General features: G+C 73.4%; 24 protein-coding genes and 2 pseudogenes. 11 read left to right on the top strand and 15 right to left on the bottom strand.

Features of this window, described 5'->3' with window-relative positions:
- Positions 1-108, top strand: a 108-nt coding sequence (locus tag ACZ4K2_RS33125; RefSeq protein WP_467769990.1) for a biotin/lipoyl attachment domain-containing protein, incomplete at its 5' end; no start/stop codon positions are given.
- Positions 109-401: 293 nt separating this feature from the next.
- Here the strand turns inward: ACZ4K2_RS33125 and ACZ4K2_RS33120 are convergent.
- Positions 402-1,043: a TetR/AcrR family transcriptional regulator gene (locus ACZ4K2_RS33120; RefSeq protein WP_467479061.1), complete on the bottom strand. Its 642-nt coding sequence runs from the start codon at positions 1,041-1,043 to the stop codon at positions 402-404.
- 91 nt (positions 1,044-1,134) lie between these two features.
- Between ACZ4K2_RS33120 and ACZ4K2_RS33115 the strand changes: the two genes are divergently transcribed.
- On the top strand, positions 1,135-2,577 hold the full coding sequence (locus ACZ4K2_RS33115) for an amidase (protein ID WP_467479062.1): 1,443 nt from the start codon (positions 1,135-1,137) through the stop codon (positions 2,575-2,577).
- A gap of 199 nt (positions 2,578-2,776) precedes the next feature.
- On the opposite strand, the gene ACZ4K2_RS33110 is transcribed toward ACZ4K2_RS33115, so the two are convergent.
- Positions 2,777-3,229, bottom strand: coding sequence for an AraC family transcriptional regulator (locus ACZ4K2_RS33110; protein ID WP_467479064.1), 453 nt, complete (start codon positions 3,227-3,229; stop codon positions 2,777-2,779).
- Positions 3,230-3,512: 283 nt separating this feature from the next.
- Here ACZ4K2_RS33110 and ACZ4K2_RS33105 point away from each other — a divergent pair.
- Positions 3,513-3,698: pseudogene (locus tag ACZ4K2_RS33105) on the top strand (deoxyxylulose-5-phosphate synthase); the annotation flags it as partial.
- A 220-nt stretch (positions 3,699-3,918) separates the two neighbouring features.
- Positions 3,919-4,677 (top strand): SDR family NAD(P)-dependent oxidoreductase, encoded by a 759-nt coding sequence (locus tag ACZ4K2_RS33100; RefSeq protein WP_467479066.1) that lies wholly within the window; start codon positions 3,919-3,921, stop codon positions 4,675-4,677.
- Positions 4,678-4,795: 118 nt separating this feature from the next.
- Here the strand turns inward: ACZ4K2_RS33100 and ACZ4K2_RS33095 are convergent, their stop codons facing one another.
- On the bottom strand, positions 4,796-5,200 hold the full coding sequence (locus tag ACZ4K2_RS33095; protein ID WP_467479068.1) for a RidA family protein: 405 nt from the start codon (positions 5,198-5,200) through the stop codon (positions 4,796-4,798).
- A gap of 206 nt (positions 5,201-5,406) precedes the next feature.
- Here ACZ4K2_RS33095 and ACZ4K2_RS33090 point away from each other — a divergent pair, with 206 nt between their 5' ends.
- The 3 genes from ACZ4K2_RS33090 to ACZ4K2_RS33080 all read left to right on the top strand — a co-directional run bounded on the left by ACZ4K2_RS33090 (position 5,407) and on the right by ACZ4K2_RS33080 (position 6,819).
- A complete protein-coding gene (locus ACZ4K2_RS33090; RefSeq protein ID WP_467479070.1) occupies positions 5,407-6,102 on the top strand; it encodes an esterase/lipase family protein in 696 nt (231 codons plus the stop codon).
- Positions 6,099-6,443, top strand: a complete 345-nt coding sequence (locus ACZ4K2_RS33085) for an ArsR/SmtB family transcription factor (protein WP_467479072.1) — start codon at positions 6,099-6,101, stop codon at positions 6,441-6,443. Before ACZ4K2_RS33090 ends, ACZ4K2_RS33085 begins: the two co-directional genes overlap by 4 nt.
- 139 nt (positions 6,444-6,582) lie before the next feature.
- The gene (locus tag ACZ4K2_RS33080; protein WP_467479074.1) at positions 6,583-6,819 is read left to right on the top strand and encodes a hypothetical protein; all 237 of its coding nucleotides are present in this window, start codon (positions 6,583-6,585) and stop codon (positions 6,817-6,819) included.
- A 180-nt stretch (positions 6,820-6,999) separates the two neighbouring features.
- Here the strand turns inward: ACZ4K2_RS33080 and ACZ4K2_RS33075 are convergent, their stop codons facing one another.
- Positions 7,000-10,437: a phosphocholine-specific phospholipase C gene (locus tag ACZ4K2_RS33075; protein ID WP_467479076.1), complete on the bottom strand. Its 3,438-nt coding sequence runs from the start codon at positions 10,435-10,437 to the stop codon at positions 7,000-7,002.
- Between the two features lie 188 nt (positions 10,438-10,625).
- Here ACZ4K2_RS33075 and ACZ4K2_RS33070 point away from each other — a divergent pair, with 188 nt between their 5' ends.
- Entirely contained in the window at positions 10,626-11,135 is a 510-nt protein-coding gene (locus tag ACZ4K2_RS33070) for a GNAT family N-acetyltransferase (protein ID WP_467479078.1), read from the top strand.
- A 153-nt stretch (positions 11,136-11,288) separates the two neighbouring features.
- On the opposite strand, the gene ACZ4K2_RS33065 is transcribed toward ACZ4K2_RS33070, so the two are convergent.
- From ACZ4K2_RS33065 to ACZ4K2_RS33030, 8 genes are all read right to left on the bottom strand, one after another.
- Positions 11,289-11,708: an SRPBCC family protein gene (locus tag ACZ4K2_RS33065; RefSeq protein WP_467479080.1), complete on the bottom strand. Its 420-nt coding sequence runs from the start codon at positions 11,706-11,708 to the stop codon at positions 11,289-11,291.
- Between the two features lie 53 nt (positions 11,709-11,761).
- Positions 11,762-12,772 carry an aldo/keto reductase gene (locus tag ACZ4K2_RS33060; RefSeq protein ID WP_467479081.1) on the bottom strand — a complete coding sequence of 337 codons (1,011 nt, stop codon included), beginning with the start codon at positions 12,770-12,772 and terminating at the stop codon, positions 11,762-11,764.
- 330 nt (positions 12,773-13,102) lie between these two features.
- Positions 13,103-13,876: an SDR family NAD(P)-dependent oxidoreductase gene (locus ACZ4K2_RS33055; RefSeq protein WP_467479083.1), complete on the bottom strand. Its 774-nt coding sequence runs from the start codon at positions 13,874-13,876 to the stop codon at positions 13,103-13,105.
- Positions 13,877-14,433: 557 nt separating this feature from the next.
- Positions 14,434-14,829 (bottom strand): RidA family protein, encoded by a 396-nt coding sequence (locus ACZ4K2_RS33050; protein WP_467479085.1) that lies wholly within the window; start codon positions 14,827-14,829, stop codon positions 14,434-14,436.
- A 215-nt stretch (positions 14,830-15,044) separates the two neighbouring features.
- A complete protein-coding gene (locus ACZ4K2_RS33045) occupies positions 15,045-15,581 on the bottom strand; it encodes a DUF4232 domain-containing protein (protein ID WP_467479087.1) in 537 nt (178 codons plus the stop codon).
- A gap of 352 nt (positions 15,582-15,933) precedes the next feature.
- Entirely contained in the window at positions 15,934-17,103 is a 1,170-nt protein-coding gene (locus ACZ4K2_RS33040) for a serine hydrolase domain-containing protein (RefSeq protein WP_467479089.1), read from the bottom strand.
- Positions 17,104-17,338: 235 nt separating this feature from the next.
- Entirely contained in the window at positions 17,339-17,881 is a 543-nt protein-coding gene (locus ACZ4K2_RS33035; protein ID WP_467479091.1) for an MOSC domain-containing protein, read from the bottom strand.
- A gap of 262 nt (positions 17,882-18,143) precedes the next feature.
- Positions 18,144-18,659, bottom strand: coding sequence for a DUF1203 domain-containing protein (locus tag ACZ4K2_RS33030; protein ID WP_467479092.1), 516 nt, complete (start codon positions 18,657-18,659; stop codon positions 18,144-18,146).
- A gap of 338 nt (positions 18,660-18,997) precedes the next feature.
- Here ACZ4K2_RS33030 and ACZ4K2_RS33025 point away from each other — a divergent pair, with 338 nt between their 5' ends.
- Positions 18,998-19,249, top strand: a complete 252-nt coding sequence (locus tag ACZ4K2_RS33025; protein WP_467479094.1) for a hypothetical protein — start codon at positions 18,998-19,000, stop codon at positions 19,247-19,249.
- Positions 19,250-19,313: 64 nt separating this feature from the next.
- Positions 19,314-19,427: pseudogene (locus ACZ4K2_RS33020) on the top strand (carboxymuconolactone decarboxylase family protein); the annotation flags it as partial.
- A 138-nt stretch (positions 19,428-19,565) separates the two neighbouring features.
- Here the strand turns inward: ACZ4K2_RS33020 and ACZ4K2_RS33015 are convergent.
- Positions 19,566-21,737, bottom strand: coding sequence for a TerD family protein (locus tag ACZ4K2_RS33015; RefSeq protein ID WP_467479095.1), 2,172 nt, complete (start codon positions 21,735-21,737; stop codon positions 19,566-19,568).
- An 845-nt stretch (positions 21,738-22,582) separates the two neighbouring features.
- Between ACZ4K2_RS33015 and ACZ4K2_RS33010 the strand changes: the two genes are divergently transcribed.
- Positions 22,583-23,539: an SDR family NAD(P)-dependent oxidoreductase gene (locus ACZ4K2_RS33010; protein ID WP_467479097.1), complete on the top strand. Its 957-nt coding sequence runs from the start codon at positions 22,583-22,585 to the stop codon at positions 23,537-23,539.
- 27 nt (positions 23,540-23,566) lie between these two features.
- Here the strand turns inward: ACZ4K2_RS33010 and ACZ4K2_RS33005 are convergent, their stop codons facing one another.
- On the bottom strand, positions 23,567-24,559 hold the full coding sequence (locus tag ACZ4K2_RS33005; RefSeq protein WP_467479099.1) for an LLM class flavin-dependent oxidoreductase: 993 nt from the start codon (positions 24,557-24,559) through the stop codon (positions 23,567-23,569).
- A 104-nt stretch (positions 24,560-24,663) separates the two neighbouring features.
- Positions 24,664-25,890 carry an MFS transporter gene (locus ACZ4K2_RS33000; RefSeq protein WP_467479100.1) on the bottom strand — a complete coding sequence of 409 codons (1,227 nt, stop codon included), beginning with the start codon at positions 25,888-25,890 and terminating at the stop codon, positions 24,664-24,666.
- Positions 25,891-25,945 lie beyond the last annotated feature (55 nt).

The following is a 25,945-nucleotide window of genomic DNA, read 5'->3' as shown; positions in this document are numbered from 1 at the left end:
ATGGAGCAGCCCCTCAACGCCCACAAGGCGGGCACCGTCAAGGGCCTGACCGCCGACATCGGCGCGTCCGTCACCTCGGGCGCCGCGATCTGCGACATCAAGGACTGACACGTGATGCCGCCCGGGCCGCCGGGTCGCGCTCGTGAGCGCCGGCACATGCCCGGTGGGGACCCGGGACCTCCGTGACCTCCCGGCGGGTCCGGCGCGCTGCCCGTACGCCCGCACCGCAGCACGGCAGGCGCTGCCCGCCACCGCCTTCGGCTCGCGCCGCCACCGCGGACCAGGCAGGGCGCGGGCGGGCAGGGACCCGCCGCGCGGCCATGACTCGCCGCGCGCGGAACCCGGTGCGGGTCCGCGCGAACAGCTTCGCGGCGCTCGCCGAGCCGGGCGGCCCTTGGGGGTCAGACGGCCTTCGGGGGGCCGGTGGTGCCGAGGCGTTCCCAGAGGCCGGCCAGGTGCGAGTGCAGGACTTCCCCGGCTTCCTGTGCGGTCAAGTGCCCGATGAGTACGTGGGTGGTGAGGCCGTCGGCGAGGGCGAGCAGGGCGCGGGCCTCGTGCGGCGGGTCGGGCGGCGTGGCGCCTTCGCGGGCCGGGCCGTTGTCGGTCGCGGCGGCTTCAGTGATGAGGCGGACGAAGAGGTCCTGGAGGGCCCCGTAGCTGGTTCTCAGCGGGCCGGCGAGTGGTTCGCTGACGGCGGCCTGGGCGACGAACGCGAGCCAGATCCGTGCTTCGGCGCGGTGTTCCTCGCGGAGCAGGGCCATCTCGTCGGTCGCGTGGCCCAGGGCGGTGGCGGCCGACTGGGCCGGGCTCGCGGCCAGGCGGGTCCGCACACGTTCGGTGATGCGGTCGCCGACGTGGTCGACGGCGAAGAGGAGCATCTCCCCCTTGCTGCGGAAACAGCGCTGAACGGCGCCCAGGGAGACCTGTGCGCGGGCGGCGACGTCGCGCATGGTCACTCCCTCCGGTCCGTGTTCGTCGGCGAGGAGGCAGACGGCCTCGGCGATCCGGCGGCGTCGGCTTTCGTAGTCCACCTGTCTGGGCATGCTCGGTCAGCCTCCTTATTCCAATACGATCGTATCGCTTCCGGGTTAGGGTTCGGACCCACGGCACTTCGACGTGTGGATGGGGAACGCGATGATCAGGCAGAACGCCCTGTGGGCCAGGACGGCGGCGGCCCAGGCGGAGGCGGTCCGGGGCGGGGAGATATCGGCGGTCGAATTGGTCGACAGTCACCTGGAACGCATCGCCGAGGTCAACCCGCGGGTCAACGCGGTGACGCAGTTGCTGGCCGAGCGGGCTCGCGAGACCGCGGCGCGCACGGACCGGCGGCGGGCGGCGGGCGAGGAACTCGGGCCGCTGGCCGGCGTGCCGTTCACGGTGAAGGAGACCACCGCCGTCGAAGGCGTGCCGACCACACTCGGTGCGGCACGCTTCCGCGACCTGGTGGCTCCGGCCGACGCACCGCCTGTGGCCCGGCTCCGCGCGGCGGGTGCGATACCGATCGGGCACAGCAACATGCCCACCCTGGTCCTGGCCGGGATGCACACGCGCAGCGAGTTGTTCGGCGACACCGTCAACCCGTGGGACGAGAGCCGGACCCCGGGCGGCAGCAGCGGCGGTGACGGAGCGGCCGTCGCCACCGGCATGGCCGCGCTCGGACTCGGCAACGATTCCGGCGGTTCCGTGCGGGTCCCGGCCTCGTTCTGCGGCGTGACGGCGCTGAAGCCGACCAATGGGCGGTTCCCGGCCGACCACCGCATCCCCGGCGCGGACGACCCGGGGCCGGCCTCGCAGATGCTCGTCACCGACGGGCCGCTGGCCCGTACGGTCGCCGACCTGCGGCTGGCGTACGAGGCGCTGGCCGGGACCGATCCCCGGGACCCGCGGGCCGTACCCGTGCCCCTCTACGGCGAGCCGCTGCCGGGCCCGGTCAAGGTCGCGGTCGTCACCGACCCGGGCGGCCGCGGCGTCCACCCCACGGTCCGCGGGGCCGTCGCGGCGGCAGCGGACGCGTTGCGCGACGCGGGGTACGACGTACGGGAGGTGGCGGACGTGCCGCGGCTGGACGAGGCGCTGGAGGCGTACGACCGGATCACCGTGACCGAGTTCGCGCCGGCCTGGCCGGTGGTGCGGACGCTGCTCGGCGAGGGCGGGGACCGTTTCATCCAGATGGCCATGGAGAAGACTCCGCCGGTGAACGCCGCGGAGCTCACCCGGCTGATGGGGACCTGGCTCGGCATCCGCCGTTCCTGGGCGGAGTTCCTCCACGCGTACCCGCTGCTGCTCGGGCCGGTGTTCACCGAGCCGCCCGTCGAGCCGGGACTGGAGTCACGCGACGCGGCGGGACGGGAACGTGTCGTGGAGGGCATGCGCCTGTGCAGGGCGACCAGCTTCGTGGGTGTGCCGGCGGTCGCCGTGCCGACCGGAGCCGGCGATGGGCTGCCCTGCGGCGTACAGGTCGTCGGGCGCGCGTTCCGGGAGGATATGTGCCTGGCCGCCGCCCAGGAGGTCGAGGACCGCCTCGGCGTGCTCACACCGATCGATCCGCGCGCCGGAACCCCGGCTGCCGCGCGATAGCAGATGTTCCCCGGGCTCGGGCGCGTCCTCCTCCGTGATGAACACGCCGGGCCCCCCGCGGCGGTGCCGCTCCTCGTCGCCGGCTTCCCACCGCATCCGGCTTCACGGTGACCGGTCACGTCAAGACGGGCCACGGGTCGATCACAGGGGCCGGTTGATCAGTGGCGCCGTCTCCCCCGGTGGCTGGCGGCGGTCCGGGTCATGTGACGGGGACGCAGATCTCGCAGAGGTGCCGGGCCAGCAGGCGGGGCCGGTAGCGTTCGAGGACGGGGCGGGTGGCGTCGAAGGTGAGGTCCTGGGCGGCGAGTCCGCCGAACAGGCCGGCCCAGGCATGTGCGAGGCCCTCGGGAGTGTGCGCGGTGGTGAGGACCGCGTGGCGGCCGCCGGCGAGGCGGGCCTCCCGGACCTCGGGGTGGCGGACCTCGGCATCGTCGGGCAGTACGAGGCAGGTGTCGTAGCGGCAGTCGCCGGGCGGGGTGCGGGCGGGGTCGTCGCGGGCGATGCCCAGGACGGCGGAGTCGGCGCGCAGCAGACCGTGCGCGGCGGCCCAGGACTTCAGCGTTTCCATCTGAACCGCATTCGCCTCGCCATACGGTCCGGTCCGCCTCAGATAGGCGATGCGGGATTCCGGTATCTCTTCCACCGTGAACATGTTTCCTCCTCTTTTCGGGGGACGCGGAGGCAACGGTAGCAGGGTATAAAATTGCCTTTTCGGAAAGTTTTTTGAATACCCGTCCACCGGCCGTCGCAGGCAGGCGGGCGCGCTCGTTCCCCGCCCGTACCCGGCGCCTGACGGCCTCGACGCGTCCGGCACCTCCGCCTGCTCCTGCTTCCCGCCGTCCGCGCCGCCGGCCGGTTGCACGGTCGGCGGGAATACCGCTGGCCGCCTTTGAAAGCGATCCCTGAAATGATCCGGCGCCCCATGCGAAAACGTGCGGGATGTCGCGGCATGGCGAACCCTCACCGTGCTGCTCAACGCGAGCGTGGGCTTTCACATGAGCTGTTGCTGCGGGCCCGGATACCGCCCCCGGACACTGCGCGAGGTGCGCGAGCGCATGACGTACGCGCGGCGCAGTGGGATGTCGGCCGCGGAGGCTCTCGCACTGGAGGATGTGCCGTAGCGAGGACCGTGCGAGCGCCCGCACGGTGGGCGTCCCACAGGCGTGAGACCTCGGGCACTCGTGCCCGGCGCTCCCTCCCGCACGCAGCGGCCCCGCCGGGTGAACGCGAGGTCGTATAGCCGCCAGGCTCGGCCGCCGCGGTGCTGCAGTCTGACGGAGGTGGTCGTGCTCCGGGCCCGGCCGGCCCCACCGCTACGGCATCTCCCGAAAGGTCTCTCTCATGTCTTCCCGTCTGGACTCCAAGGTCTTCGTCGTCACCGGCGGCTCCTCCGGCATCGGCCTGGCCGTCGCGCGGCGCCTCGCGTCGGAAGGCGCCGCCGTCGTCCTCGGCTCCCGCCGCAAGGACGTCGGTGAAGAGGCCGCCGAGGGCATCCGGGCCGCGGGGGGCCGGGCGTTCTTCGTTCCGGCCGACGTCTCCGTCGAGGCCGACGCCGCCGCGCTGGTCACGGCGGCGCTCGGCGAATTCGGCAGACTGGACGGGGCGTTCAACAACGCCGGCTCCGTCAACGCCTTCGGCCCGGTGTCCGACATCGACGGCGCCGCCTGGAACGCCGACCTCACACAGAACACCACCAGCGTCTTCAACTGCCTCAAGCACCAGATACCGGAGGTGCTCAAGACGCGTGGGGCGATCGTCAACAACGCCTCCAACATGGGGGTCGTCGCGCTGCCCGGCGTCGCCCCGTACGTCGCCGCCAAGCACGCGGTCGTCGGCCTGACCCGGGCCGTCGCGCTCGAAGTGGCCGAACAGGGTGTGCGGGTCAACGCCATCACCACCGGCGGCGTCGACACGCCGCTGTCGCGCAGCACGATGCTGACCAGCGACGAGGCCGTCGCGCAGATCTCGGCGATGCATCCGGTGAACCGCATCGCCCGGCCCGAGGAGATCGCCCCGTTCGTGGCGTTCCTGCTGAGCGACGACGCCTCGTTCATCACCGGCGCGGCCCTCGCGATCGACGGCGGCTTCACCACCCGCTGACCACCTGCCGGCCCGGCGAGCGTGCGGCGTTCGCCGGGCCGGCCGCCCGGTCGTGGGTCCCGGCCCCGTCGTACGGTCGCGGGGCCGGGGTCGCCGGGTGCCGGGCGCGGTCATGCCGTCACGGTCGTACCGCCACGGCATCCACCTCGAACAGCATGCCGGGCAGGGCGAGTGCGGCCACACCGCTCAGGGTCTGTGCCGGCAGCCGGTCGCCGAAGCGGGCGTGCAGCTCCTTGCCGAGGATGTCCAGCCTGGCCCGGTCGTGTTCCACCACGAAGGTGCCGAGGCGGACCACGTGCTCGTATCCGAGACCGACTCCGGCCAGTGCCGAGCGCAGCCGGTCGAAGGCCAGGCCGACCTGGGCCGCGAAGTCGCCCGGCACGGGTGCCCCCTCGGCGTCGGAAGCGTACTGGCCGCCGATGAAGACGAGTTCGCCCGACGCGGAGACGGCATGGCTGTAGCCGAACGGCGTCGGATCGTGGAGGCCGGCCGGGTTGGTGATGTTCCGCTGATCGATCGTCATGTCCCGGCAACCTCGCACCGCGGGGGATCATTCCGCCGCGCACGGTGCCGCGTACTCCGCATCTGACGCGGCGTCATCGACCGGCGGGGGTCGGCCGGTTCCGGCGGGCCGGCCGACGCGTCAGCGGAGTGAAGCGGGCGGGCCGGTCGGGTGACGGACGGGGCGCGGTGCTCTTGGCGGGGCCCGGCGGCGCTACAACGCTGCCTGTGAACCTGACCAAGCGGACTGCGTACCGCGCGATCGCCCTCGTCTCCCTCGCGCTGCTCCCCCCGGCGGTGGCCGCGCCGACGGTGGCCGCCCACGCGGCGGCCGTGCCCGATCCGGTCGTCTTCGTGCACGGCTGGAACAGCTCCGGCTCCACGTGGAACACCATGGCCGGCCGCTTCCGGGCCGACGGCTGGCCGGCCGGCCGCCTCGACCAGTGGAGCTACCCCAGCAGCCGGTCCAACGCGACGACCGCGTCCCGACTGGCCCGGGAGATCGACCGCGTCCTGGCCGCCACCGGCGCCTCCAAGGTCGACCTCGTCACCCACTCGATGGGCGGCCTCTCCTCCCGCTACTACCTCAAGAACCTGGCGGGAGACGCCAAGGTCGACGCGTGGGTGTCCCTGGCGGGCCCCCACCACGGCACGGGTGCCGCCTATTGGTGCGGCGGGGCCCCGTGCACCGAGATGCGCCCCGGGTCGAGGTTCCTGAACGCGCTCAACGCCGGGGACGAGACGCCCGGTACCACCCGCTACGCCACCTGGCGCTCCCCGTGCGACGGCATCGTCACACCCGACCGCACCGTGGTTCTCGCCGGAGCGCTCAACACCAGGACGGCATGTCTGCGGCACACCGCGTTCCCCGCCGACGCGGCCGTCTACCAGGAGGTCAAGCGCTTCATCCAGCGGCGGGGATGACGTCGTGGCCCTTCCCCTCCCCGCGGCTCTGCCGCGTCGGCGAGTCGGCGCACCCCCGCGCCGAGGAACTGGAGGCGGGTCCCGTCCTGCCGGCGCCGGCCGACGCGAACCGGCGCCGGGTCGTGGCCGAACTGGCCGACCGGCCGGACGAGGAGCGGCTGTGCGCGTCCTTCGACCTCCCGGTGGGCAAGTCCAGTCGCACCCGTCACTGGCGCGTCCTGCGCGAGGCGGGCCTGGTCCACCAGCGTGACGCCGGGAACGGGCTGTACGTGCGCCTGCGCAAGGAGGACCCGGACCGCCGGTCCCCGGGGCTGATCCAGGCCGTGCTCGCCGCGGGCTGAGCGCGCACCGGACCGTTGGAGCCGTCCCCGCGCGGGCAACCGTCTGTGTAACCCGCCGTACGGCGCCGACCCGGACGTCGACGTACCGTCGGGGCGCGCCGCTCGTGCCCCGGCCCCGAGCGCAGACAGGAGACCGCCCGTGACCGCCATATCCCAGGGCCGCGACTGGACCCGTATGCAGCCCGCCGACTTCGACGACTCCGCTCCGCTCGACCTGGTCGACGCGGCCGTGTGCCGGCCGGTGCCCGCCGTGCCCGACGAGTGCGGGACACAACCGCTGTTCGGCAGGGACCCGGAGCCCGCACACCCCCACAGCGCCCGCACACCGGCCCCGGCACCCGGCGAGGACACCACCGACGCCGACACCCTGTTCTAGGGCGGCTGCCCGGCAGGCCGGCACGGCGTTCCCCGGGAAGCCGTTCTCGTGCCGCGGGGCCGGGAGCGCGGGTCACCGCTCCCGCCCGGCCGGTGTCATGGGCCGGGCGGGGGCGGGACGGGTCGTCGCCGGTGGGCGGTCCGCGGCGGGTCGGACGGACCGAGGCGGCCGGGCGGCCGGTCAGGCGTCGGTGATCGGGCTGGTGCCCAGGCGGATGTGGTCGACCGCCCAGAACCAGTTGTTGCCCGCGTTGAAGATCCGGAACTTCGCCTTCACGGACGTGGCGCCGGACGGCACCGGGCAGGAGAGACGGACGAGCCGGTTCTGCTGGTCCGCCCCCTGGTTGGTGTTGCCCGAGGAGGCGCTGCTGTAGTGGAGCAGTCGCGCTGTCTCGCCCGAGTCGAACTCCAGGACGACCTCGGCCTCCTGCGGGCTCTCCTGCCGGTAGTGGGAGTCGAATCCCAGGTGCAGGGTGGGGGTGCCCGGGGGGATCGCCACCGGCGGGCCGGCCAGGGTCGAGTCGAAGCGGCCCCGGGCGGACGGGCTGCCGGTGTCGTCCCAGTCGTCGGGGTCGGCGACGGCGACGATCCCGAGGGACCGGGTGAAGCCCGGTCGGTCCTGTGCGGCGGGGAACCAGAACTGCTTGGACAGGAAGGTCCAGCCCTGGAGTTCCCGGGTGCCCTGGGGCATGCCCGCCGCGTTGGTGACCGTCCAGCCCTCGGGCGGGGTCCGGGTCCAGCCGAGCAGGCCGGGCCGGCTGAGGTCGGCCGCGGCGGTGAGAGCGGGGGCGACGGACTCGAAGTCCTCCGCGAGCAGGTACCCGGTCATGAGGGGGCCGGTCCTGGCGGGCAGGGACGCGGACGCCGTCACGGCCCGGCCCGCCAGCTTCGCCGTGACGGCGGCTTCGAGGGTGCCGGTGGCGCGGACCGCCGCGACGGGGGCGACGACGTCCCAGGCCAGCGTCACGGAGGAGCGGGCCGCGACGGAGGTGGGGGTGGCGCCCTTCGCGGTGGCGGTCCAGCCCTGCGGGAGGGTCAGGGCGGCGGCCGGTCCGGTGAGGGGCGTGCTGCCGGCGTTGGTGACGGTGGCCGTCACCGTGGCGGGCCTGCCGGGCGAGAGGACCGTGCCGTCGGTCCCGGGTGAGCCGGCCGGGCCGGTCAGCGCGACACTCAGGACGGGGGCGACCCTGGCCTGCACGCGGGCGTCGGCGAGCCGGAGCAGGCCGTCGCCCTCGGCGTGTGCGGCGACGGCCAGCCGGCCCGCGGTGGCGCCGTCGGCGGGTGTGACCGTGAAGCGCGCGTCGGCCGACTTCCCGGCCCCGAGCCCCCTGGGGAGCGCGCCGGTCCGCTCGACCGTCCAGCCGGACGGGGCGAGCAGGGTGACGGCGAGGTCTTCGAGCCGGCCGCCGTCCTGGTTCCGTACGGTGACGACGACCTCGGCCGGGTTGCCCTGCGTGAAGGGGGTGTCCAGCGGCGGAAGCGCGGCGGGCAGGCCGATCGTCGCGGTCAGCGCCGGTACGGTGCCGGTCGCGGGGTCGGTGACACCGGGTTCGCCGTCCGCCAGGCGTCCGGTCATGCGGCGCAGGAAGGCGGGGTCGCGCTGGTCGAGGACCGCGATGTCGTACCAGCCGTGGTCGGGGAGGCGGAAGCGGACCGTGCGGGAGGCGCCGGGCGCGAGGGTGACGGTGCGGACGGGGTCGCCGTGCCGGTGGGAGTACACCGACTCGCCGACGAGGAGGGTGCGGGTCGTCGAGGTGGGGTTGGAGCACACGACGTCCACCCGGCCGGGGGCCGGGTGCTCGACGAGGCGGGCGTCGGCTCCCGCACCGGATCCGCGCAGTTCCCAGGTGGACCAGCCGGGGCCGTGGACCTGGAGGTCGTAGCCGTCGTCACCGTACTCGACCGTCGTGTCGGTGCTCTTGCCCGCGGGTACCGTCCAGGCGCGCGGGGCGGTGCCGTCGCCGGGGTAGGCGGTGAACACGGCAGCGGTGGCGCCCTGGTTGCCGAGCCGGAGGCGGCAGCCGGAGCGGGTGACGTCGCTGTGCAGGGAGAGCCGGTACGGCAGCGGGCGCGTGGGGCGTGTGCCGGTCTCCTGCTGGGGCAGCGACTGGTTCTTCGGCGGTACGGGGTTCCAGCGGGCGGTGGCCGCGGGCACCGGTCCGGGCTGCTCGACCCGGGGCTGCCGGTGGCTGCGGTGGAAGTCGAAGGCGGAGGTCAGGTCGCCGAACACACTGCGGCGCCAGTCGCTGATGTTGGGCTCGTGGACGCCGGTCCACTTCTCCAGGAACCGGATCACCGAGGTGTGGTCGAACGCCTGCGAGCTGACGAAGCCGCCGGCGGTCCAGGGCGACACGATCGTCATCGGCACGCGCGGACCGGGGCCGATCGGGTTGCCGTTGAACCAGTCGTCGCCGTTGCCGGAGGACGGCTGGGGCGCGACGGGGGCGGGGACGTGGTCGAAGTAGCCGTCGTTCTCGTCGAAGTTGATGAACAGCGCCGTCTTCGACCAGGTCTTCGGGTCGCTCGCGATGGCGTCGAGGAGGTCGTAGACGAGGTTGGCGCTGCCGACCGGGGTGGAGCTGCTGGGGTGTTCGGAGAGCGCCGCCGTCGGAACCACCCAACTGACCTGGGGCAGCGTGCCGTTCTTGATGTCGGAGCGGATCCGGCTGACGAGCGTGTCCGGTTCGGAGCGGTAGGCACCGCGCAGGAAGAGCCGGCGCTCGGGCTCGGTCAGCGCGTCGACGCCGCGCCGGAATTCCGCCAGCGCGGCCTTCCGCTGCTCCGCGGTCCTGTTCCACAGGCTGTCGTAGAACTGCTCGGTGGTGGAGTACGGGCCGGTGACCTTGGAGAGGATCTTCCGGCCGATCTCCTTCCAGGGGCGGAAGTACTCCACCGCGTTGTCGGTGAAGTTGTCCCACTCCTGGTAGATCTGCCAGGAGACGCCCGCGGCCTCCAGGCGCTCGGGGTACGACGTCCAGGTGTAGCCGGGGTGCTTGTAGTCGTACGCGGCGTTGGTGACGGCCCGGTTGACGCCGTCGGCCTCGTAGCCGGTCGTGCCGGACCACAGGTACAGGCGGTTGGGGTTGGTCGAGCCGTAGACGGAGCAGAAGTAGGCGTCGCAGATGGTGAAGCGGTCCGCCAGTTCGTGCTGCAGCGGTATGTCCCGCCGGTCGTAGAAGGCCATGGTGCTCTGGGTCTTGGCGGCGATCCAGTCGTTCCACCAGCCCTTCGCCCGGGCCTGGGTGGCGTCGGAGTAGCCGTGCGCGAGCGATCCCAGGTACTGGATGTCGCTCTCCTCGCGGCCCGCGTCGACGGCCGCGCGGCGGGCGGAGAACGGCAGCACCGTGCCGCCTTGGCGCCGGGGCTGTTCGAAGACGCTGGTCCCGGTGGGCAGGCGCAGGGGCGTGCGGTCACCGAAGCCGCGCACGCCCTTGAGGGTGCCGAAGTAGTTGTCGAAGGAACGATTCTCCTGCATCAGGACGATCACGTGCTCAATGGCGCGCATCCCGCCGCGCGGCATGGGCGCGGCCATCGCCTGGTGCAGCGACGGGGGGAGGAGGGAGACGGCGGTGCCACCGGCGAGGGCGCCGAGGACCTTGCGGCGGGAAAGATCAGGCATGCGCGGAAGGCTAGATCGCCCATACCGCACCACATAACCCGGTGAGGCAGGATTTCGCCGGCCGTTCAGGCAACAACATCAACTGTTCCCCTGGCCGGGGCCCGGTGCCGTGTGACCTGGCTCGGCCGGTGGCGGAGCGGCCGGGTCCGGACCGTGGGAGCATCCCGGGTGGAAACGAGGAGGAGCAGGTGCAGTTGCGCAACGTCTCACCGGACGACGTCGACGCCTACGTCCGGATGCGGTGCGATCCCGTCATGATGGCCGACCTGGGCGGGCCCCTGCCGTCCGAGGGGATGGCGGACAAGGTCCGCCGGGACGCCTGGCAGGCGGCGGAGGACACCGCATGGTTCAAGATGATCGTTCCCGACGCGGCCGGCCCGGACGTGGTGGCCGGGACGGTGACCCTCTGGTCCCACGACACCGGTGACGGGCCGGTCTCCGAGATCGGCTGGATGGTCCTGCCCGAGTTCCAGGGCCGGGGCCTGGGCCGGCGCGCCGTCCGCGCCCTTCTGGAACAGGCCGGGGACCAGGACCGCTGGGGCCTGGTGCACGCCTTTCCGGCGGCGGGCAACGCGGCCTCGAACGGCATCTGCCGCTCCGTCGGCTTCCGCTTCCTCTCCCGGACCCGAACGCCCTTCGCGGGCCGCGTCTTCGAGACCGACCACTGGGTCATCGACCCGGGAAAGGACCTGCGCTGACGGTGACGGACCCCGGACCGTGTCCGGCCCCGGTGCCCGGCGCTCGGCAGGGACCGGTCGTCCGCGGTCCTGCGTGCGCGCCGCAGCCCGGGTACGCGTGGTGCGTGCCCGGGCTGTGCGGTGCGGTTGCCCTCGGCGGGCCCGGTTTCGGTGTCAGGCGGTGAGGGTCTTGTGCAGGGCGTCGAGGCCGTCGCGGTAGATCCCGGTGAACAGGTCCACGACCTCGTCCTCGGTGGCACCGTCGGGGTTGAAGCGGCCGGACCACTGCACCTCGGCGGTGTCCTCCCGGCCGGGGACCGCGTGGACCCGGATGGTGGAGACGTAGCCGTCGACGGGGAAGGGCGCCTGGAGGATGGCGTAGCTGTAGTGGCGCTCGGTCTCGTTGAAGTCGACGAGGCGCTCGATGATGACCTCGCCCTCGGAGTTCTTCAGCCGGCGCACCCGGCCGCCTTCGAGCGCGGTGCTCTCGGGGATGTAGGGGAGCCAGTCGGGCAGGGAGTCGAAGCCGCCGATGAGGGCCCAGACCCGGTCGGGGGAGGCGGGCACGGTGCGGCTGACGGAGGTGGAGGCCATGGTCTTTCTCCGGGGGTCTGGCGCGAGGGTTTCGCGGGTGGGGGTGGTGGGGGTCAGGCGCCGTTGGGCAGCGGGGCGGCCGGGCTGACCAGTCCGGCGGCGCGCAGGTCGTGCCAGAAGGCGGCCGGGACGTCCTCGTTCAGGGCGGCGGTGTCCTCGGCGATGCGGCTGGGGCGGGTGGCGCCGGGGATGACGGCGGCCGCGACCGGGTGGGCGAGGGAGAACTGGAGGGCGGCGGCCTTGATGCTGATGCCGTGCTTGTCGGTGAGGGCCTTGATGCGCTTGACGCGGTCGATGATCTCCGGCGGGGCCTGCTGGTACTCGAAGTGGGTACCGCCGGCGAGGACGCCGGAGCTGTAGGGCCCGCCGACGACCATGTCGACGTCCTGGTCCTGGGCCATCGGCAGCAGGCGCTGCAGGGCGTATTCGTGGTCGAGGAGGGTGTAGCGGCCGGCGAGCAGGAAGCCGTCGGGCCTGGGCTCGTCGAGGGCGAGGGCCAGCTCGATGGGCTCGGTCTTGTTGACGCCCAGGCCCCAGGCCTTGATGACGCCCTCGTCGCGCAGCCGGGTCAGGACGCGGAAGGCGCCGGTGCGGGCCTCCTCGAACTTCTGGAGCCAGGCGTCGCCGTGGAAGTCCTGGGCGATGTCGTGGACCCAGACGATGTCGAGGCGGTCGACGCCCAGGCGCTTGAGGCTGCCCTCGATGGAGCGTTCGGTGGCGTCGGCGGTCCACTCGTGGAGGACCTTGTTGGGGTTGCCGTGCTCGAAGAGGCCGCCCTTCTCGCCGAAGTCGGGGACGTCGGTCTCGATCTCGTCGAGGATGACGCGGCCGACCTTGGTGGACACCACGTAGGAGTCGCGGGGCTTGGTGGAGATCACCTGGCCCAGACGCTCCTCGGCGAGGCCGGCGCCGTAGAAGGGGGCGCTGTCGTAGTAGCGGATGCCCTGGTCCCAGGCGGCCTCGACGGTGGCGCGGGCGTCCTCGTCGGGGATGGCGCGGAACATGTTGCCCAGCGGGGCGGTGCCGAAGCCGAGACGGCCGGGAAGGAGGCTCTTGAGGGACATGAGGGGTGCCTTTTCGATCGCTGTCTCCGCGCCGGAGTGTCCCTTGGCGCGGGCGGGCCGCGCTGCGGGCGCGTGCCTCGGTGGTCTGCCGGTTCCGGCGGCGGGGCCGCGGCACTCGGTGCACGGCCGCATCTCGCCGGAGCCGGGCGCACACCACATTTAATTGTGGACGCGCTTTATTGTTGACGACGATAATTGCAAACGCGGGGTAATGCAAATGGCGTCGCCGCCTCCCGAGCGGGAGGGGTGCGGAGGGCTGCCGCCGTGTACCGCGCCGCGGCCGGCAGGCCGGCCGGTGGGCCCGCCGGCCCGGCCCCTGCCCGGCGCCCGTCAGGGGACGATCGTGGGGACGAGGCCGCCGTCCACGCCGAGTGCCCTGCCCGTGGTCGCCGAAGCCTGCTCCGACGCCACGTAGGTGATCATGCCGGCCACCTCGTGGGGCCGGATCAGGCGCTTGAGCAGGGAACCTGCCGCACGGTTCCCGGCCAGGTAGCGCCGTTCCTGCTCGGCCGGGCCGAGACCGGGACACAGCTCGTCGAACATGGCCAGCACGCCGTCGCTCATCGTCGGTCCGGGCAGTACGCAGTTCACGGTGACCCCGGTGCCGGCGACCTCCTGGGCCATACCGCGGGACACCGCCAGCTGTGCCGTCTTGGTCATTCCGTAGGGGACCATGTCCGTCGGCGTCTGGACGCCCGCCTCGCTGCTGACGAAGATCACCCGGCCCCACCCGCGCCGGACCATCAGGGGTGCGTAGTGGCGTGCCAGGCGCACCCCGGACAGTACGTTGACCTCGAAGAACCGCAGCCAGTCGGCGTCGGGGACCTCGAAGACGGGCCTGGTCTCGAAGACGCCGGTGTTGTTGACCAGGATGTCGACCTCGGGCAGCCGCCGGATCAGGTCGGCCGTTCCCTCGGCCGTGCCGACGTCGGCCGTGACGCCGCGTCCGCCGATCCGCTCCGCCGTCTCCGCGACCCGCTCGGCGTTGCGGCCGTTGACCACCACGTCGGCCCCGGCGGCGGCCAGCGCCTGCGCGGTCGCCGCGCCGATTCCCGCCGTCGACCCGGTAACCAGCGCGGTACGTCCACTGAGATCGATCCGCATCGGGCGAGCACCTCTCCAGACGTGGGGGCGGCCCGCGCGGCAGCGGGCCGTGTCCGGACGCGCCTACGCCGCCCCGCCGTCCGTCCGGCCCCCGGCACGGCCGGGGGCGGCCCGGGTCCGCGGACGCCCGCACCCGTGGACCGGGCCACGGCACATCCCCTCGCCGTACGCCCTCTTCCACCGGCGGGGCGTTCGCGGCGCGGGCCTCCTCCACGAAGAACCAGGACGGACACGATTCTTCGGCAGGTCGGCCGGGCCCGCACCTCGGCGACGTCCCCCACTCCCCCGGACGCCTCCGGTACGGCGGGAGCGGGGCGCGCATCGAGTACGCCCCGCGGTCCGAGCACGGCCCGGGCTCACGGGGGCACTGGCTGCTCGGTGTGCTCAGCCGCCGCCGGTACGGCGGCGAGGGCGGTGCCTTGAGAGGTGGCACGTCGCCGGCGCGCGGGGTGCTCGCCGGTCCGGTGCCGGCGCGCCTTCCTGGTTGCAGCGGTCACCGGGGCGGGCCGGCTACAGGGCCGGGGCGTGGCCGGGGTCCGCTGCGGTGACTGCTGCCGTCATCCGGCGTTCGGCACCACGGCCAGCGCGTCCACCTCGACCCGGAAGTCCGGGTGCACCAGGCCGGCCACCCTCACCAGGAAGCTGGCGGGCGGGCGTTCCGCGTCCTGGTGTTCGTCCCGCACTCTGCGGAACGCGGCCAGATCGTCCAGATCAGTCAGGTAGACCGTCAGTTTGACCACGTGCTCCAGGCCGGAGCCCGCCGCCTCCAGTGCGGCGGCCAGGTTCGCGTAGACCTGCCGGGCCTGGGCCTCGGCGTCGTCCTTGCCGACCAGGTTGCCGTCGCGGTCCAGCGGGACCTGGCCCGAGACGGCGACCATCGCTCCGGTGAAGGCGACCGCGTGGCTGTAGCCGTTGACGGGCGGGGAACCGTCGGGGCGTACGAAGTGCTCCATGGCGCCGATCATGCCACGACCGGATATCGGCTCCCCGCCCCGTTCGTCACCGTATTCCTCACCGTCCATCGCACCGACGCGCCCGCGTCGGTGCGAAGAACGGGCCTGGTACGGGTGGCCATCGCACCGGCCGCAGGCCTCGGCCCGGTCCGGCTCCGGTTCCGCGGTGGCCACCCGTGGCGCCGAGGCCGAGCCCGGCGGCTGTCCGGTCGCGCCTACAGCCCGATCGGGTTGAGGTAGGTGGCCGGGCGGGTCGCGGCGTCCTGCTTGAGGATCTGGCCGCCGAACGGCCACTTCAGGGTGAAGTGCTGCGTCTCGTTCGGCGGGGTGACCACGAACTTCCCCGGGACGAACTTCTCCTTCTGCGGCCTGGACTTGGCCACCGGGAGCAGGGTGATGCTGAAGTCCACCGTGTCCCCCCGGCGCAGGACCATCTTCACCGGCTTCTTCGAGGAGCGCCGCAGCGACCAGGTGCCGTCGGTCCTCTGAGCACCGATCATGTCGACGCCGGCGAAACCGGACAGGGTGCAGGTGCGGGCGCTCCGGTTGGTGAACCAGATGTACGCCTGGGTCTGCTTGTTGGTCTTCTTCATCTCCGGCGCCGCGTCCTCGCCGGTGGCGAAGCCGGCCTTCAGGTCGGCGGTGTGGCAGCGGGTCGGCGCGGCGGGGGCGGCCGACGCCGGGACGGTGGCAGCGGCGGTGCCGGCGACGACGACGGCCGCGAGGCCCACTGCGGTCAGCTTGCTCTTCATTGAGTTCGAATTCCCCTCGTGTTCGCATCGGCGCGCGATGTCAGCGCGCGCCACGCACCTGAAGAGGGGCAGATCCCGGAAGAGGTTCCGGTGTGACCGGAGAACCTCCCGCTTTCACCCGCACGGCGCAGCACGGCCGAACGGCGCACGCGTCGACCGGCCGGTGCCATGAGCGGCCCGGACCGGGCCGCCGTCCGGTCCCCAGCTCCCCCAGTCCGGGCGTTGCTGGAAGACATGCGTCACCGTGGAGCCCGGCAAGGTGCCGAGAACCGCGATGACGCTCGTGACCATGGCCTCCATGGCACACCATGGGACCAGACCCGCGGCGTACCGCTCCGTTTTTGACGGTTCGTCAGGCCTGGCAGAACTCGGCGTCGAGGACCTCGTCCAGGCGGGCCGGGTCGGGCCAGTCGGAGTTGACGACGACCGTGGCGCGGTGGGTGCCGTCGTCGGTCGCCGCGGCGTAGGAGAGGTAGCCCTGGATCTGCCCGCCGTGGCCCCACGCCGTCTTCCCGCAGGGCAGCTTGCGGGCCAGCAGGCCGAGTCCGTAGGAGAGTTGGCTGTTGAGCGGGATGGTGGTGCGCATCTGCCGCAGCCACGGTTCCGGGACGAGGCGGCCGGACATCAGCGCGGAGAGGAAGCGGTTGAGGTCGGGGGCGGTGGAGATGATCTCGCCGGCGGCGTTCGGCACGGTGGGGCTCATGCGGGTGACGTCGTGGACCGGGGCGGAGGGGTCGTTCTCGCCGAGCTTGGAGTAGCCGCGCAGGCGGGGTGCGGGTACCTCGACGGAGGTGCCCGGGACGGTGGTGTGCCGCAGGCCGAGGGGTTCGATGATGGTGCGGCGCAGTTGCTGGGCGTAGCTGCGGCCGGATGCCTTCTCGATCACGAGTCCGGCCAGGGCGTAGTTGGTGTTGGAGTAGTGCCAGCCCTTGCCGGGGCCGTTGTAGGGAGGGTGGGTGAGCGCCGTCGCGATGAGCTGCTGCGGCGTGAAGCGGTCGAAGCGGTGGCGCAGGAAGTTCTCACCGGCCAGGTAGGCGCGGGCGAACTCCGGGTCGGAGGTGTAGTCGTACAGGCCGCTGGTGTGGTTCAGCAGTTGGCGCAGGGTGATGTTCCGGCCGTCGTTGCCGTTGCCCCGCACCAGGCCCGGCAGCCAGCGGTCGACCGTGTCGTCCAGGCGGAGGCGTCCCTGGGCGGCCAGTTGGACGAGGGCGGTCGCGGTGAACATCTTGGTGATGCTGCCCGCGCGGAAGCGGTCGTCGGGCAGGGGGGTGACCGACGCCCCGCGCTCTGCCGTGCCCACGGAGGTGTACCAGGCGCCGCGGGAGTCCTCGGCGGCTGCCAGTGCCCCGGGCGTGCCGGTCGACAGCAGCTTGAGCACCTCCTGCCGGGTGGCCTCGTGGGGCGCGGCAGCGGTGGCGGTGCGGGCGGCGGGGACGGTGGGCGGGGCGGTGGCGAGGGCGGGAGCGGCGGTGGTCAGTACGGCCACTGCGGAGGCGGCGGCCAGGGCGGACACGAGTCTCATGGGCACCTCGCGGGTCGGAGTGCGGGAGCGTACACAGGAGAGGTATCCGTCCGCGGGGTCCGGAAGTAACGGCCGTTGCTCTGTCCGGGTTCACCAGGCGCCTCCGGTACGGGCCGTGGGCCGGGGCGCGGGCGCCGGCAGCCGCGGTCACCTCGCCGGGGGACGACCCCGTCCCCCGGCCCGGCGGACCCCTCCGCGCGTACGGCTGTGTCCGGCGGCCTGTCCGGGGATCGGGTCAGACCCGGTCCAGGGGCCGGTGCGGGCCGTCGGGGAGTTCCGGGACGATCGGGTCGCCGGGACGCACCACGCCGCCTTCCCTCACGATGCTCATGATTCCGGCTCTGCGCACGACGTTGCCCGCGTCGTCGCGGCCGACGACCTGCTTCAGCAGCCCGCTTCGGAAGTCGTCGATCTGCAGGCAGGGGTTGCGCAGGCCGGTGACTTCCAGGACCGCGCAGTCGCCGATGCGCAGCAGTGTGCCGGCCGGCAGGCCGAGCAGGTCGATTCCGCGCGTGGTGATGTTCTCGCCGAGGTCGCCGGGCGTCACCTCGAAGCCCGCTTCGCCGACCTCGGCGAAGAGTTCTTCGTGGATGAGGTGGACCTGGCGCAGGTTCGGCTGGGTGGGGTCCTGCGCGACGCGCGAGCGGTGCCTGACCGTCACACCGGCGTGCACGTCCCCCTCCACACCGAGCCCGGCGAGCAGTGTGACGCTGTCCCGGTTCGGCTTGGTGAACGAGTACTCCCCGTTGCTGCTGACCGCCGTGACGCGTGCGCTCATCCCTCGAAACCCCCTGATCGGTGACCGTGACCGACCACGAGCCTAACCCCGTCCCCCAGGGCAGGGCAGCGACGGCCGATCGCAGGCGGGGCGTTGGCGGGACCCTGGCGGCAGACGCTTGGCCCATGTGCCACCACCACATTCCAGAGCTCCGTCGACGCGCTCTGCTGACCGGGCAGGGGCTTCCCGGGCAACACCGCCTTGCCTGGGAAGAGGTACTTGAGGGCCGGATGATCGGCCGGACCGTCCTGCGCCGGCGCCCTCAGTGCCGGCGTACCTCGTAGAGGAAACAGCCGTACTCCACCGCCCGTACGTGCACCAGGGCGGTTTCCCGGTCGGTGAAGGCCTCCTGTACGGCGCTGTCCAGGACGGTCCGTGCCTCGGCGTGGTCCTGGGGCAGTCGTACGAGGGCACCGCCCGCGATGCCGCCCTGGGCGGTGTAGCGGCGGACGACTCGGGATGCCCCGGTCTCGGCGAACGGGTGTCCGGCGGCCGGGTCGGGACCGGTGCACCGGTCGGCGTGGATGAAAACCGGTCCCACCTCGTCGTAGGCGCCCGGAGTCACGGCCTTCAGCGCGGCCCAGCGGCGCAGCGGCGCGTACGAGACCAGGGCGATCCGCTCGCCCGTACGGCTGCGCCGCAGACAGCAGCGCAGGGGCGCGCCGCCCTCGTCGCAGACGTACGGTCGGGGAACCGCACCCGCGTCGTCGCGTTCGCGGAGTTGGGTGAGCACGTCGGAGGCGATGGCCGCCGGCTGATACGTCGTCACTGTCGTCATGCGTCAAGGCTGCGCGCCGTCCGGTGTTCCCACCGGCGGGAAAGCGACGTCGAGTTGGGGTGGCAGGACCGCCGGCCGGCGGCGCCGGCGTCTTCCGGGCCGGTCCGGTCCGGTCCGTGCCCTGGGTTCAGCCTGGCCTGCGGGCGTCTACCGCTTCCGGGGCGGGCGGCTCATGCCGGCTCCGTCGGCGCGTTGCGGCGCGGGGAGGCAGGGGGTCGGCCGGTGAACTGCCCGAAGTGTGGCGGAGCGGCGCAGCAGGGCTCGAACGGGGCATGGTTGTGCCCGCAGTGCGGGCCGGTCTCCGCGAACGCGGCGGGTCTGTGGGTAGGGTCGGGGGCGTGACTGGAGCACGGAAGCGCGACCGGGTTGCGCAGGACACCGATACGGCGGCGGCAGCGGCGGAGTTCCTGGCGGGGCAGGAGATCACGCGGACGCAGTGCGGGCAGTGCGGCGCCGAGGTGTCGGGCGTGAACGGCCGCTACGCGTGCGGGGCTTGCGGGTGGATCAACCACTGGTCGGAGGGCCACAAGCCGTTGCCGACCGCGGAGGACGACGTCCAGCGTGCGCGAGAACGCTCCGGACGCGGTTAGCCCCCGGACCGCGTGTCCCCGGGCCGCCGGGATCGTGCGGCGGGCCCGTCCGTTCGGTGAGAGCGCGGTCCGGATCAACCTGGTCGCCATGAGCAACGCCGCGAACCGGCTCGGTGTGATCACGCGGATGCGGGGAGGCTCCTACACCCCCGGCGTGTTCGCCGCTCTGGAGAGCTGACCGCACACGCGAACCGGGAGGCACCCGGTGGGCGCCTCCCGGTCGGAGTCGGCGGCGAGGAGAGCGAAAGGACTCGTTTCAGGAAAGGAAGGTGAGAAGGAAGCCCCTTCATGGCCTCGCCGTGGGCAACGCTAGCACTCAGCCGGGGATCAAGTCGCGCAGGTTTTCGAGGGTGATGATCCGGGAGTCCGGGTGCAGGCCCTCGGGACGTTCGAGGCCGATGTACGTCACGGGCTCGTCCGGGACCGGCTCGCCGTCCCACAGGTCCACGGTCGTGGTGCCGGCGGACATCAGGTCGATCAGGTAGCCCACCGTCAGCTGCTTGCGTTCCACGACGGCGCGCACCACCTTCGACACGGACGCCTGGTTCTCCTCGACCCGGTTGGCCGAGGAGATGCCCCGCAGGTACAGGTGCAGCCACTTCGCGCGCCACCGGCCGTCGTCGCCCCGCCGGAACACCAGCGGCAGCGCCACCCGGCCCGTTCCGCGCAGCTCCGACTTCATCCGCACCGTGCGCGGTTCGAACGGGCGGCCCTTCTGCTCGCCGTCGCGCAGCATGAAGCCGAAGAACGACTCCTCGACCTCCTCGAAGTCCTCGCCGGCGTAGATGTTGACCTGCGGGACGATGAACGTGCTGCGCACGCGGTCCAGGGACAGGTCGATGAACTCCGAGGCGCCGTCGGGCGCCTCGGTGATGTCGCCCGAGTGCGCGCCCCCGACGGCCTTGAGGGACGTGTAGGAGAGCCAGGAGTCGGTGCTGTAGTCGGTGTGGAGGAGCAGCGCGGACAGGTCGTAGTCGGTCCGCTTCCCGCTCTCCTTCCAGTACACGAAGAAGCGCAGTCGTCCGCCCTCGACCGGGGAGGCCGACCCCCGCGGCAGGACGCCGAGCCCGGCCGCGGTCGCCCGGCCGCTGAGCGGGAGCGCGACGTCGAGGACGTCGGGGTCGAGCAGCAGCCGGTCCGGTGCGGGGAGCCGGCGGCGCAGCTCGTCGTCGAGGGCGGCGATCAGGCGGTCGCGGTCGGCGGCCGGTACCGGCGGCCGGAGGTCGGGGGTCACCCAGGCGCGGCCCCGGCGGTTGACGAAGATCCGGGGTTCGCCGCTCTCGCGTGCCCGGTTGTGGAGGTGTTCGCGCACCGAGAGCACGACCCGGCCGGAGACACCGGGAGCGGCCTGGACCGCGGCGGCCACCACGGCGTCCCGCTCGTCCTGGCCGTCGGCGGTGCGCAGCAGGAGGTCCAGGGCGCGGAACAGCCTGCCGGGAGCGGACTTCAGCAACTGCGCCGCGCCGGGGACGTCGGAGGCGTCGAGCAGTTCCTCGACCCGGCTGTCGAAGGAGCGTGCCGCCTTCTCGCCGCGTGCGACCGCGAACACGTCGGCGGCGTGCGGCCAGCGCGGGTACTCGTGCGGGTGGAGGCGTTCGCCGAGCCGCTTGAACGGCTCCCGGTGCGCGTGCACATCGGCGAGCTTCGCAGGGTTCGCCGCGACCACGGCGTCCAGGCCCGCGAGCAGTCCCCGGCGCTGCGGCCGCGACAGCGCCCGGAACCGGGTCGGTTCCCGCAGCGTCACGTCGCCGCCCGACAGCGCGCAGGCCAGCCGCAGTACGTCGGTGACGGTGTCGAGGAGGAGGTCGGCGCCGGCGGCGAGCCGGGCCTCGTTGAGGACCGCCCGGTTCTCCCGGACCGGTATCGCCTCCGGCCGGGGGCCGAGCGCGTACCGCTCGGCGAGGGTCTTGAGGTCGCGCAGGTCGTCCTCGCCCAGCGGGGTCGTGCTGCCGGCCAGAGCCAGGTACAGGTCGGTGAGTTCGTCGTCCAGGTCGCGGCCGAGGTGCAGGACGGTGACCCGGTCGCCCGCCGAGGCGATCAGTTCGTCCTGTGCGGCGAGCAGCTCCTCGTAGGTGTGCTGGTAGCGGCCGTACGCGGGCAGGCTGAGCAGGTTCAGCAGCCCGTTCCTCAGCTGCCTCAGCACGCTCTCGCGCGATGTGCCGTCGGCGAGGGCCTTCGCCACGCACCGCGCCCAGAACTCCTCGGTGTCCGGGACGTTCGCCGGGAAGTCGATGAAGTACGCGTTGTGCCGGACGTGGTCGCCCACCATCTCGCTCACGGTGCGCAGCGTCCGCCTGGCGGTGTGCACGACCGCGGCCTCGGACAGCCCCGACAGCCGCTCCAGCAGCTCGGCCGAGAGCTTGAAGCCCACGGATGCCAGCGCCGCGTCGAACTGCCGGGCTGCGACGGCTCCTTGACCGGTGGAGCCCTGAGGATTGGGGAGGCGGTGGGTGTGCCGGATGACCAGCGATTCGAGACTCTGCGCCATCCGGGGATGATCGCAGAGGCGCGTGAGCCGGCGCACAGGAGTTTTCGTCCGAGCGGCGCCCCCACCCGGCAGAGCGCCGGTTTCGTCCGCGACCCCCCGGGCACGCTGGTGGCCATGAGGAGGGGCGGGAGCGGTGAACGGCGGAGGACCGGATCGGTGCCGAGGCTGAGGATCGCCACAGGGGTGATGTGCCTCGCCGGTGCCGCCGCGATGTTCCTGGCCGTGTCCGGGAACGGTGGGCACAGGCCGGTGATCCCACTCGTGCTGGGGATCATCGCCGTACTGTGCGGTGGCGTCCTGACGGTGCTCGTGATCCGAGGTGGGCGAAGGCGAGGAGGCGGACGGCCGCCGGAGGCGACCTGACCGCCTGCGCCCGCGCGGCGCTCGCCCGGGCCTGTCGGAGCGCGGTGCGCCGCCCCTGCGCCTGGCGGTCGTCGGCGCCGGGAATGTCACGCGTCGGTGAGAGGGTGGCACACTCGGCGGCGGCGCGTGAAGCCGTCGGGCGTGTGACGGCCCGCGTCGCGCCACGGGGCCTCCCCCGCGTCCGGAGACCCGCCGACGGGAGTTCAGCCGGCCGTCCAGGCGTCGGCGAGGTGGAGGATCATCCCGACGATTCCCAGCGCGATGCCGGTGGCGAGGCAGCGCTTGAGGAGTTTCCGCTTCTTCGTGGGCGGCAGGGCGTGCGCACGTCCATCGTGCCGAGTCCGGGCGGTGTTCCGCGGGGGTGTCGGGGGTCTGTCGGCGGGGAGGGTGGTCTGTCGGCGGGATGTCGGTGGAGGTTGTGATCTTGGGCGGGTCGGTGCTCCCCGTGAGCACGCCGGTCCAGAGCACAAGGAGCCTTCATCGTGTCTTCCGTATCCGCCTCCCCGAGCCGACCGTGGGACGTGCACCGGCTGCCGTCCGCCGAGGGCCGGACCTTCCTGGTCACCGGGGGCAACGCCGGGATCGGTTACTTCACCGCGGAGCAGCTCGCCGCCACCGGCGCCGTCGTCGTCCTCGGCAGCCGGGACCGGGCGAAGGCCGACGCCGCCACGGCCTCGATCCGCGCACGCGTCCCCGGCGCCCGGGTGCGGCACCTCCGACTGGACCTCGCCGACCTGTCGGGCCTGAAGGCCGCCGTGGACACCCTCGGCCTGGACCGGCTCGACGCGGTCGTCCACAACGCGGGGGTCGCGCTGGACGACCCGCCGCGCCGGGAGACCCGGGACGGCCACGAGCTGATGTTCGGCACCAACCATCTCGGTCACTTCGCGCTGACCCGGTGGCTGGCCCCCCTGCTGTCCGCGGCGCCGGCGGCCCGCGTCGTGACGGTGGGGAGCTTCGCGGCGCGCTCCGAGCGGCTGGACCTCGACGATCCGCAGTCGGCCCGGGACTACCGGCCCAAGCGCACCTACGGCCGTTCTAAGCTGGCGCAGATGTGCTTCGGCTTCGAACTCGATCGTCGCCTGCGGGCCGCCGGCAGCACGGTGCTCAGCGTGGTGGCCCACCCCGGCGGCGCCCTGGACTCCCTCACCCCCTCCCGCCCGCCGGTGGGGGTGACGACGCCCGGCGAGCGGTTGCGCGCCCTGCCCTGCGCGCTCCTGGTGCAGGGCAAGGACGCCGGGGCCTGGCCCGTGGTCCGGGCCGTGGTGGACCCGCAGGTGCGGGGAGGGCAGCTGTGGGGGCCGCGGGTGTTCGGCCTGCGCGGCAGACCGCGGTGCGAGCCCGTCCCCTCGCACATGGCCGACCCGGCCGTCGCCGCCCGCCTGTGGGACCTCAGCGGTGAGCTGGCCGGCATCGATCCGGACCTCGGTCTTCTGTAGGGGGCCGCCCCCAGGGGCGGTCCGGGGTCAGGGGCGGGGGGTGAGGGCGCGGGCGAGCGAGTCGAGGGAGGCCGGGGCGTCGGGGCCGGCGGGGGCGAGGACGACACTGGTCGCGCCGGCGGCGTGGCGGGCGTCGATCGCCGCGCGGGCCTGGCCGGGGGTGCCGGCGATGCTCAGTTCGCGGACCCAGGCGGCGGGCATGGTCCGGGCGAAGGTGCCGCCGTCGGGGCAGGCGGCGCGGTGCGCGCGCAGCTCCGCGGCGAAGGGCAGCGGGTCGATGTGCGCGGCCCAGTCCGGCTCGCCGATCGCCGCCAGGCCGGTGCGGACGCGGGCGAGGGCGGTCTCCTCGTCGTCGTCGACGGCGGCGGCGTCGTAGGTGACGATCTCCGGGGCGCGCCCGGTGGCGGCGGGGCCCAGGTGGCGCAGGGAGGCGGTGACGTAGGCGGGGGCCGCGGGTTCGGCCAGGAGGAGCCCGTCGGCGATCTCGCCCGCGGCCTGCTGGGACCGGGGGCCGCGGACGCCCAGGACGAGCGGCGGGACGATGTCGGGCGTCTCGGTGAGGACCACGCCCTCGCAGCGCACGTAGCGGCCGTTCGCGGGGCCCGGCTCACCGGCGAGGAGCAGGCGCAGCGCGCTCGTGTACTCCTTGAGCAGTGTCAGGGGGCTGGCGGGCCAGGAGCCGGCCCGGCGCATCCAGTCGGGCATGCCGTGGCCGATGCCCGCGACGAGGCGGCCGGGATGGAGCTGGGCGAGGGTGGCCAGTTCCATCGCGGCGAAGCAGACGTTGCGGGCGCCGGCGGGCAGGATGCCGATGCCGACGGTGATGCGGCCGGTCGCGGCCAGGACGGAGGCGGCCTGGGCGATGCCGCCGCGCCAGCCGAGGTCCTCCACCACCCAGAGCTGGTCGAACCCCAGTTCCTCGGCTCGCCGGGCGTAGGGCAGCACGTCACGGGCGGGGAGGTCGCGGGGCAGCAGGACACCGACACGGCCGCGGGCCGGCGGGGTGTGGGGCTCGGGCATGAGGGGCTCCTTCGGTCGGCTGCGGGGTTCCGTGCCCGGCCCTGGCGGCCGGGAGGTGAGGAGGCTGGTACGGCACGGGGGCGGGGGTGGGGTCGTACGAGCGGTCAGTTTCCGGCGGGTGCCGGCTCGCTGCGGGGCGTGCGGCCGGATCCGGTGCGCAGGACCCGGGCGCCCATGACGGTGGCCAGGCACAGCAGGGTCAGCAGGACGAAGGCGTGGTCGAGGGCGACGAGGTGGGTCAGCCAGCCGATGACGGCGGGGCCGGCGAGCATGCCGGCGTAGCCGAGTCCGGCGACACGGGAGACGTTGGCGCCGGCGGCCGCGAGGTCGGCGTGCCCGGCCGCGCTGAAGAGCTGCGGGACGCATCCGGACAGGCCCAGCCCGAACAGCGCCCAGCCGGTGAACGCGGTCCACAGCCACGGGCCGAGGGCCACGAGCGTGATGCCGGCGGCGGCCGTGGCCGCGCCGTGGCGCAGGACCGCCCGGGAGCCGAACCGGGCGGCGAAGCGGTCCGCGAGCAGCCGGCCGAGGGTCATGGCGGCCGCGAAGGTGCCGTAGGCGAAGGCGGCCGTGCCGGCGGACGCGCCGAGGACGTCCTTCAGGTGCAGGGCGCTCCAGTCGTTGGCGGCGCCCTCGCACAGCATGACCATCAGCGCCAGGACGGCCAGGAGCCGGACCCGGCCCGCGGTGCCGCGGTCCGGACCGGCCGGTGGCGCCTGTGTCCGCTCGGCGGCGGTGCTCCCGGCGGCGGGGGCCGTGCTCCCCGCGGCGGGGGCGGCGGGCAGCAGGGCGTGTGCGGAGGCGAGCGCGGCCACGATGCCCGCGGCTCCCGTGGCGGCCAGGGCGGCGGCCGGGGCCAGGCCGGCGCTCGCGGTGCCCGCCGCGGCGAGCGAGGCGAGGACGCCTCCGACGGAGAACGTGGCGTGGAAGCCCGACATGACGGGCCGGCCGTACGCCTTCTCCACGTGCACGGCGTGGGCGTTCATGCCCACGTCCAGGCAGCCGTTGCAGAAGCCGAAGACCAGCAGGGCGCCGGCCAGCGTCCACGGGTCCCGGGCGAGGCCGGGCAGGACGAGGGCCGCGCCGCACAGGACGCCGCCGGCCGGGACGACGGTGCGGGTGCCGAGGCGGTCGGCGAGGGGGCCGGCCACCCGCATTCCGGCGAAGGCCCCGAGCCCGAGCAGCACCAGCAGGCCGCCGAGCGTGGCGTGGCTGATGCCCACGCGTTCCTCGATCCCGGGGATGTGCACCACCCAGGCGCCCATCAAGGTGCCGCACAGGACGAAGTAGACGTAGGTCGCCACGCGGGCGGCTCGCAGCGAACGTTCCATCCGCCCACCGTAACGAACAGACAGTACGTTTGAAAGGCGCGGTATCGAACACGTT

This window comes from Streptomyces sp. NPDC025833 (assembly GCF_055558055.1).
This window is presented reverse-complemented; position numbering and strand designations above follow the sequence as displayed.

Bases quoted from the DNA above. Each gene is read 5' to 3' on its own strand.
- ACZ4K2_RS33120 (WP_467479061.1), bottom strand. From the start codon at position 1,043: ATGCCCAGACAGGTGGACTACGAAAGCCGACGCCGCCGGATCGCCGAG.
- ACZ4K2_RS33115 (WP_467479062.1), top strand. From the start codon at position 1,135: ATGATCAGGCAGAACGCCCTGTGGGCCAGGACGGCGGCGGCCCAGGCG.
- ACZ4K2_RS33110 (WP_467479064.1), bottom strand. From the start codon at position 3,229: ATGTTCACGGTGGAAGAGATACCGGAATCCCGCATCGCCTATCTGAGG.
- ACZ4K2_RS33100 (WP_467479066.1), top strand. From the start codon at position 3,919: ATGTCTTCCCGTCTGGACTCCAAGGTCTTCGTCGTCACCGGCGGCTCC.
- ACZ4K2_RS33095 (WP_467479068.1), bottom strand. From the start codon at position 5,200: ATGACGATCGATCAGCGGAACATCACCAACCCGGCCGGCCTCCACGAT.
- ACZ4K2_RS33085 (WP_467479072.1), top strand. From the start codon at position 6,099: ATGACGTCGTGGCCCTTCCCCTCCCCGCGGCTCTGCCGCGTCGGCGAG.
- ACZ4K2_RS33075 (WP_467479076.1), bottom strand. From the start codon at position 10,437: ATGCCTGATCTTTCCCGCCGCAAGGTCCTCGGCGCCCTCGCCGGTGGC.
- ACZ4K2_RS33065 (WP_467479080.1), bottom strand. From the start codon at position 11,708: ATGGCCTCCACCTCCGTCAGCCGCACCGTGCCCGCCTCCCCCGACCGG.
- ACZ4K2_RS33060 (WP_467479081.1), bottom strand. From the start codon at position 12,772: ATGTCCCTCAAGAGCCTCCTTCCCGGCCGTCTCGGCTTCGGCACCGCC.
- ACZ4K2_RS33055 (WP_467479083.1), bottom strand. From the start codon at position 13,876: ATGCGGATCGATCTCAGTGGACGTACCGCGCTGGTTACCGGGTCGACG.
- ACZ4K2_RS33050 (WP_467479085.1), bottom strand. From the start codon at position 14,829: ATGGAGCACTTCGTACGCCCCGACGGTTCCCCGCCCGTCAACGGCTAC.
- ACZ4K2_RS33045 (WP_467479087.1), bottom strand. From the start codon at position 15,581: ATGAAGAGCAAGCTGACCGCAGTGGGCCTCGCGGCCGTCGTCGTCGCC.
- ACZ4K2_RS33040 (WP_467479089.1), bottom strand. From the start codon at position 17,103: ATGAGACTCGTGTCCGCCCTGGCCGCCGCCTCCGCAGTGGCCGTACTG.
- ACZ4K2_RS33035 (WP_467479091.1), bottom strand. From the start codon at position 17,881: ATGAGCGCACGCGTCACGGCGGTCAGCAGCAACGGGGAGTACTCGTTC.
- ACZ4K2_RS33030 (WP_467479092.1), bottom strand. From the start codon at position 18,659: ATGACGACAGTGACGACGTATCAGCCGGCGGCCATCGCCTCCGACGTG.
- ACZ4K2_RS33015 (WP_467479095.1), bottom strand. From the start codon at position 21,737: ATGGCGCAGAGTCTCGAATCGCTGGTCATCCGGCACACCCACCGCCTC.
- ACZ4K2_RS33005 (WP_467479099.1), bottom strand. From the start codon at position 24,559: ATGCCCGAGCCCCACACCCCGCCGGCCCGCGGCCGTGTCGGTGTCCTG.
- ACZ4K2_RS33000 (WP_467479100.1), bottom strand. From the start codon at position 25,890: ATGGAACGTTCGCTGCGAGCCGCCCGCGTGGCGACCTACGTCTACTTC.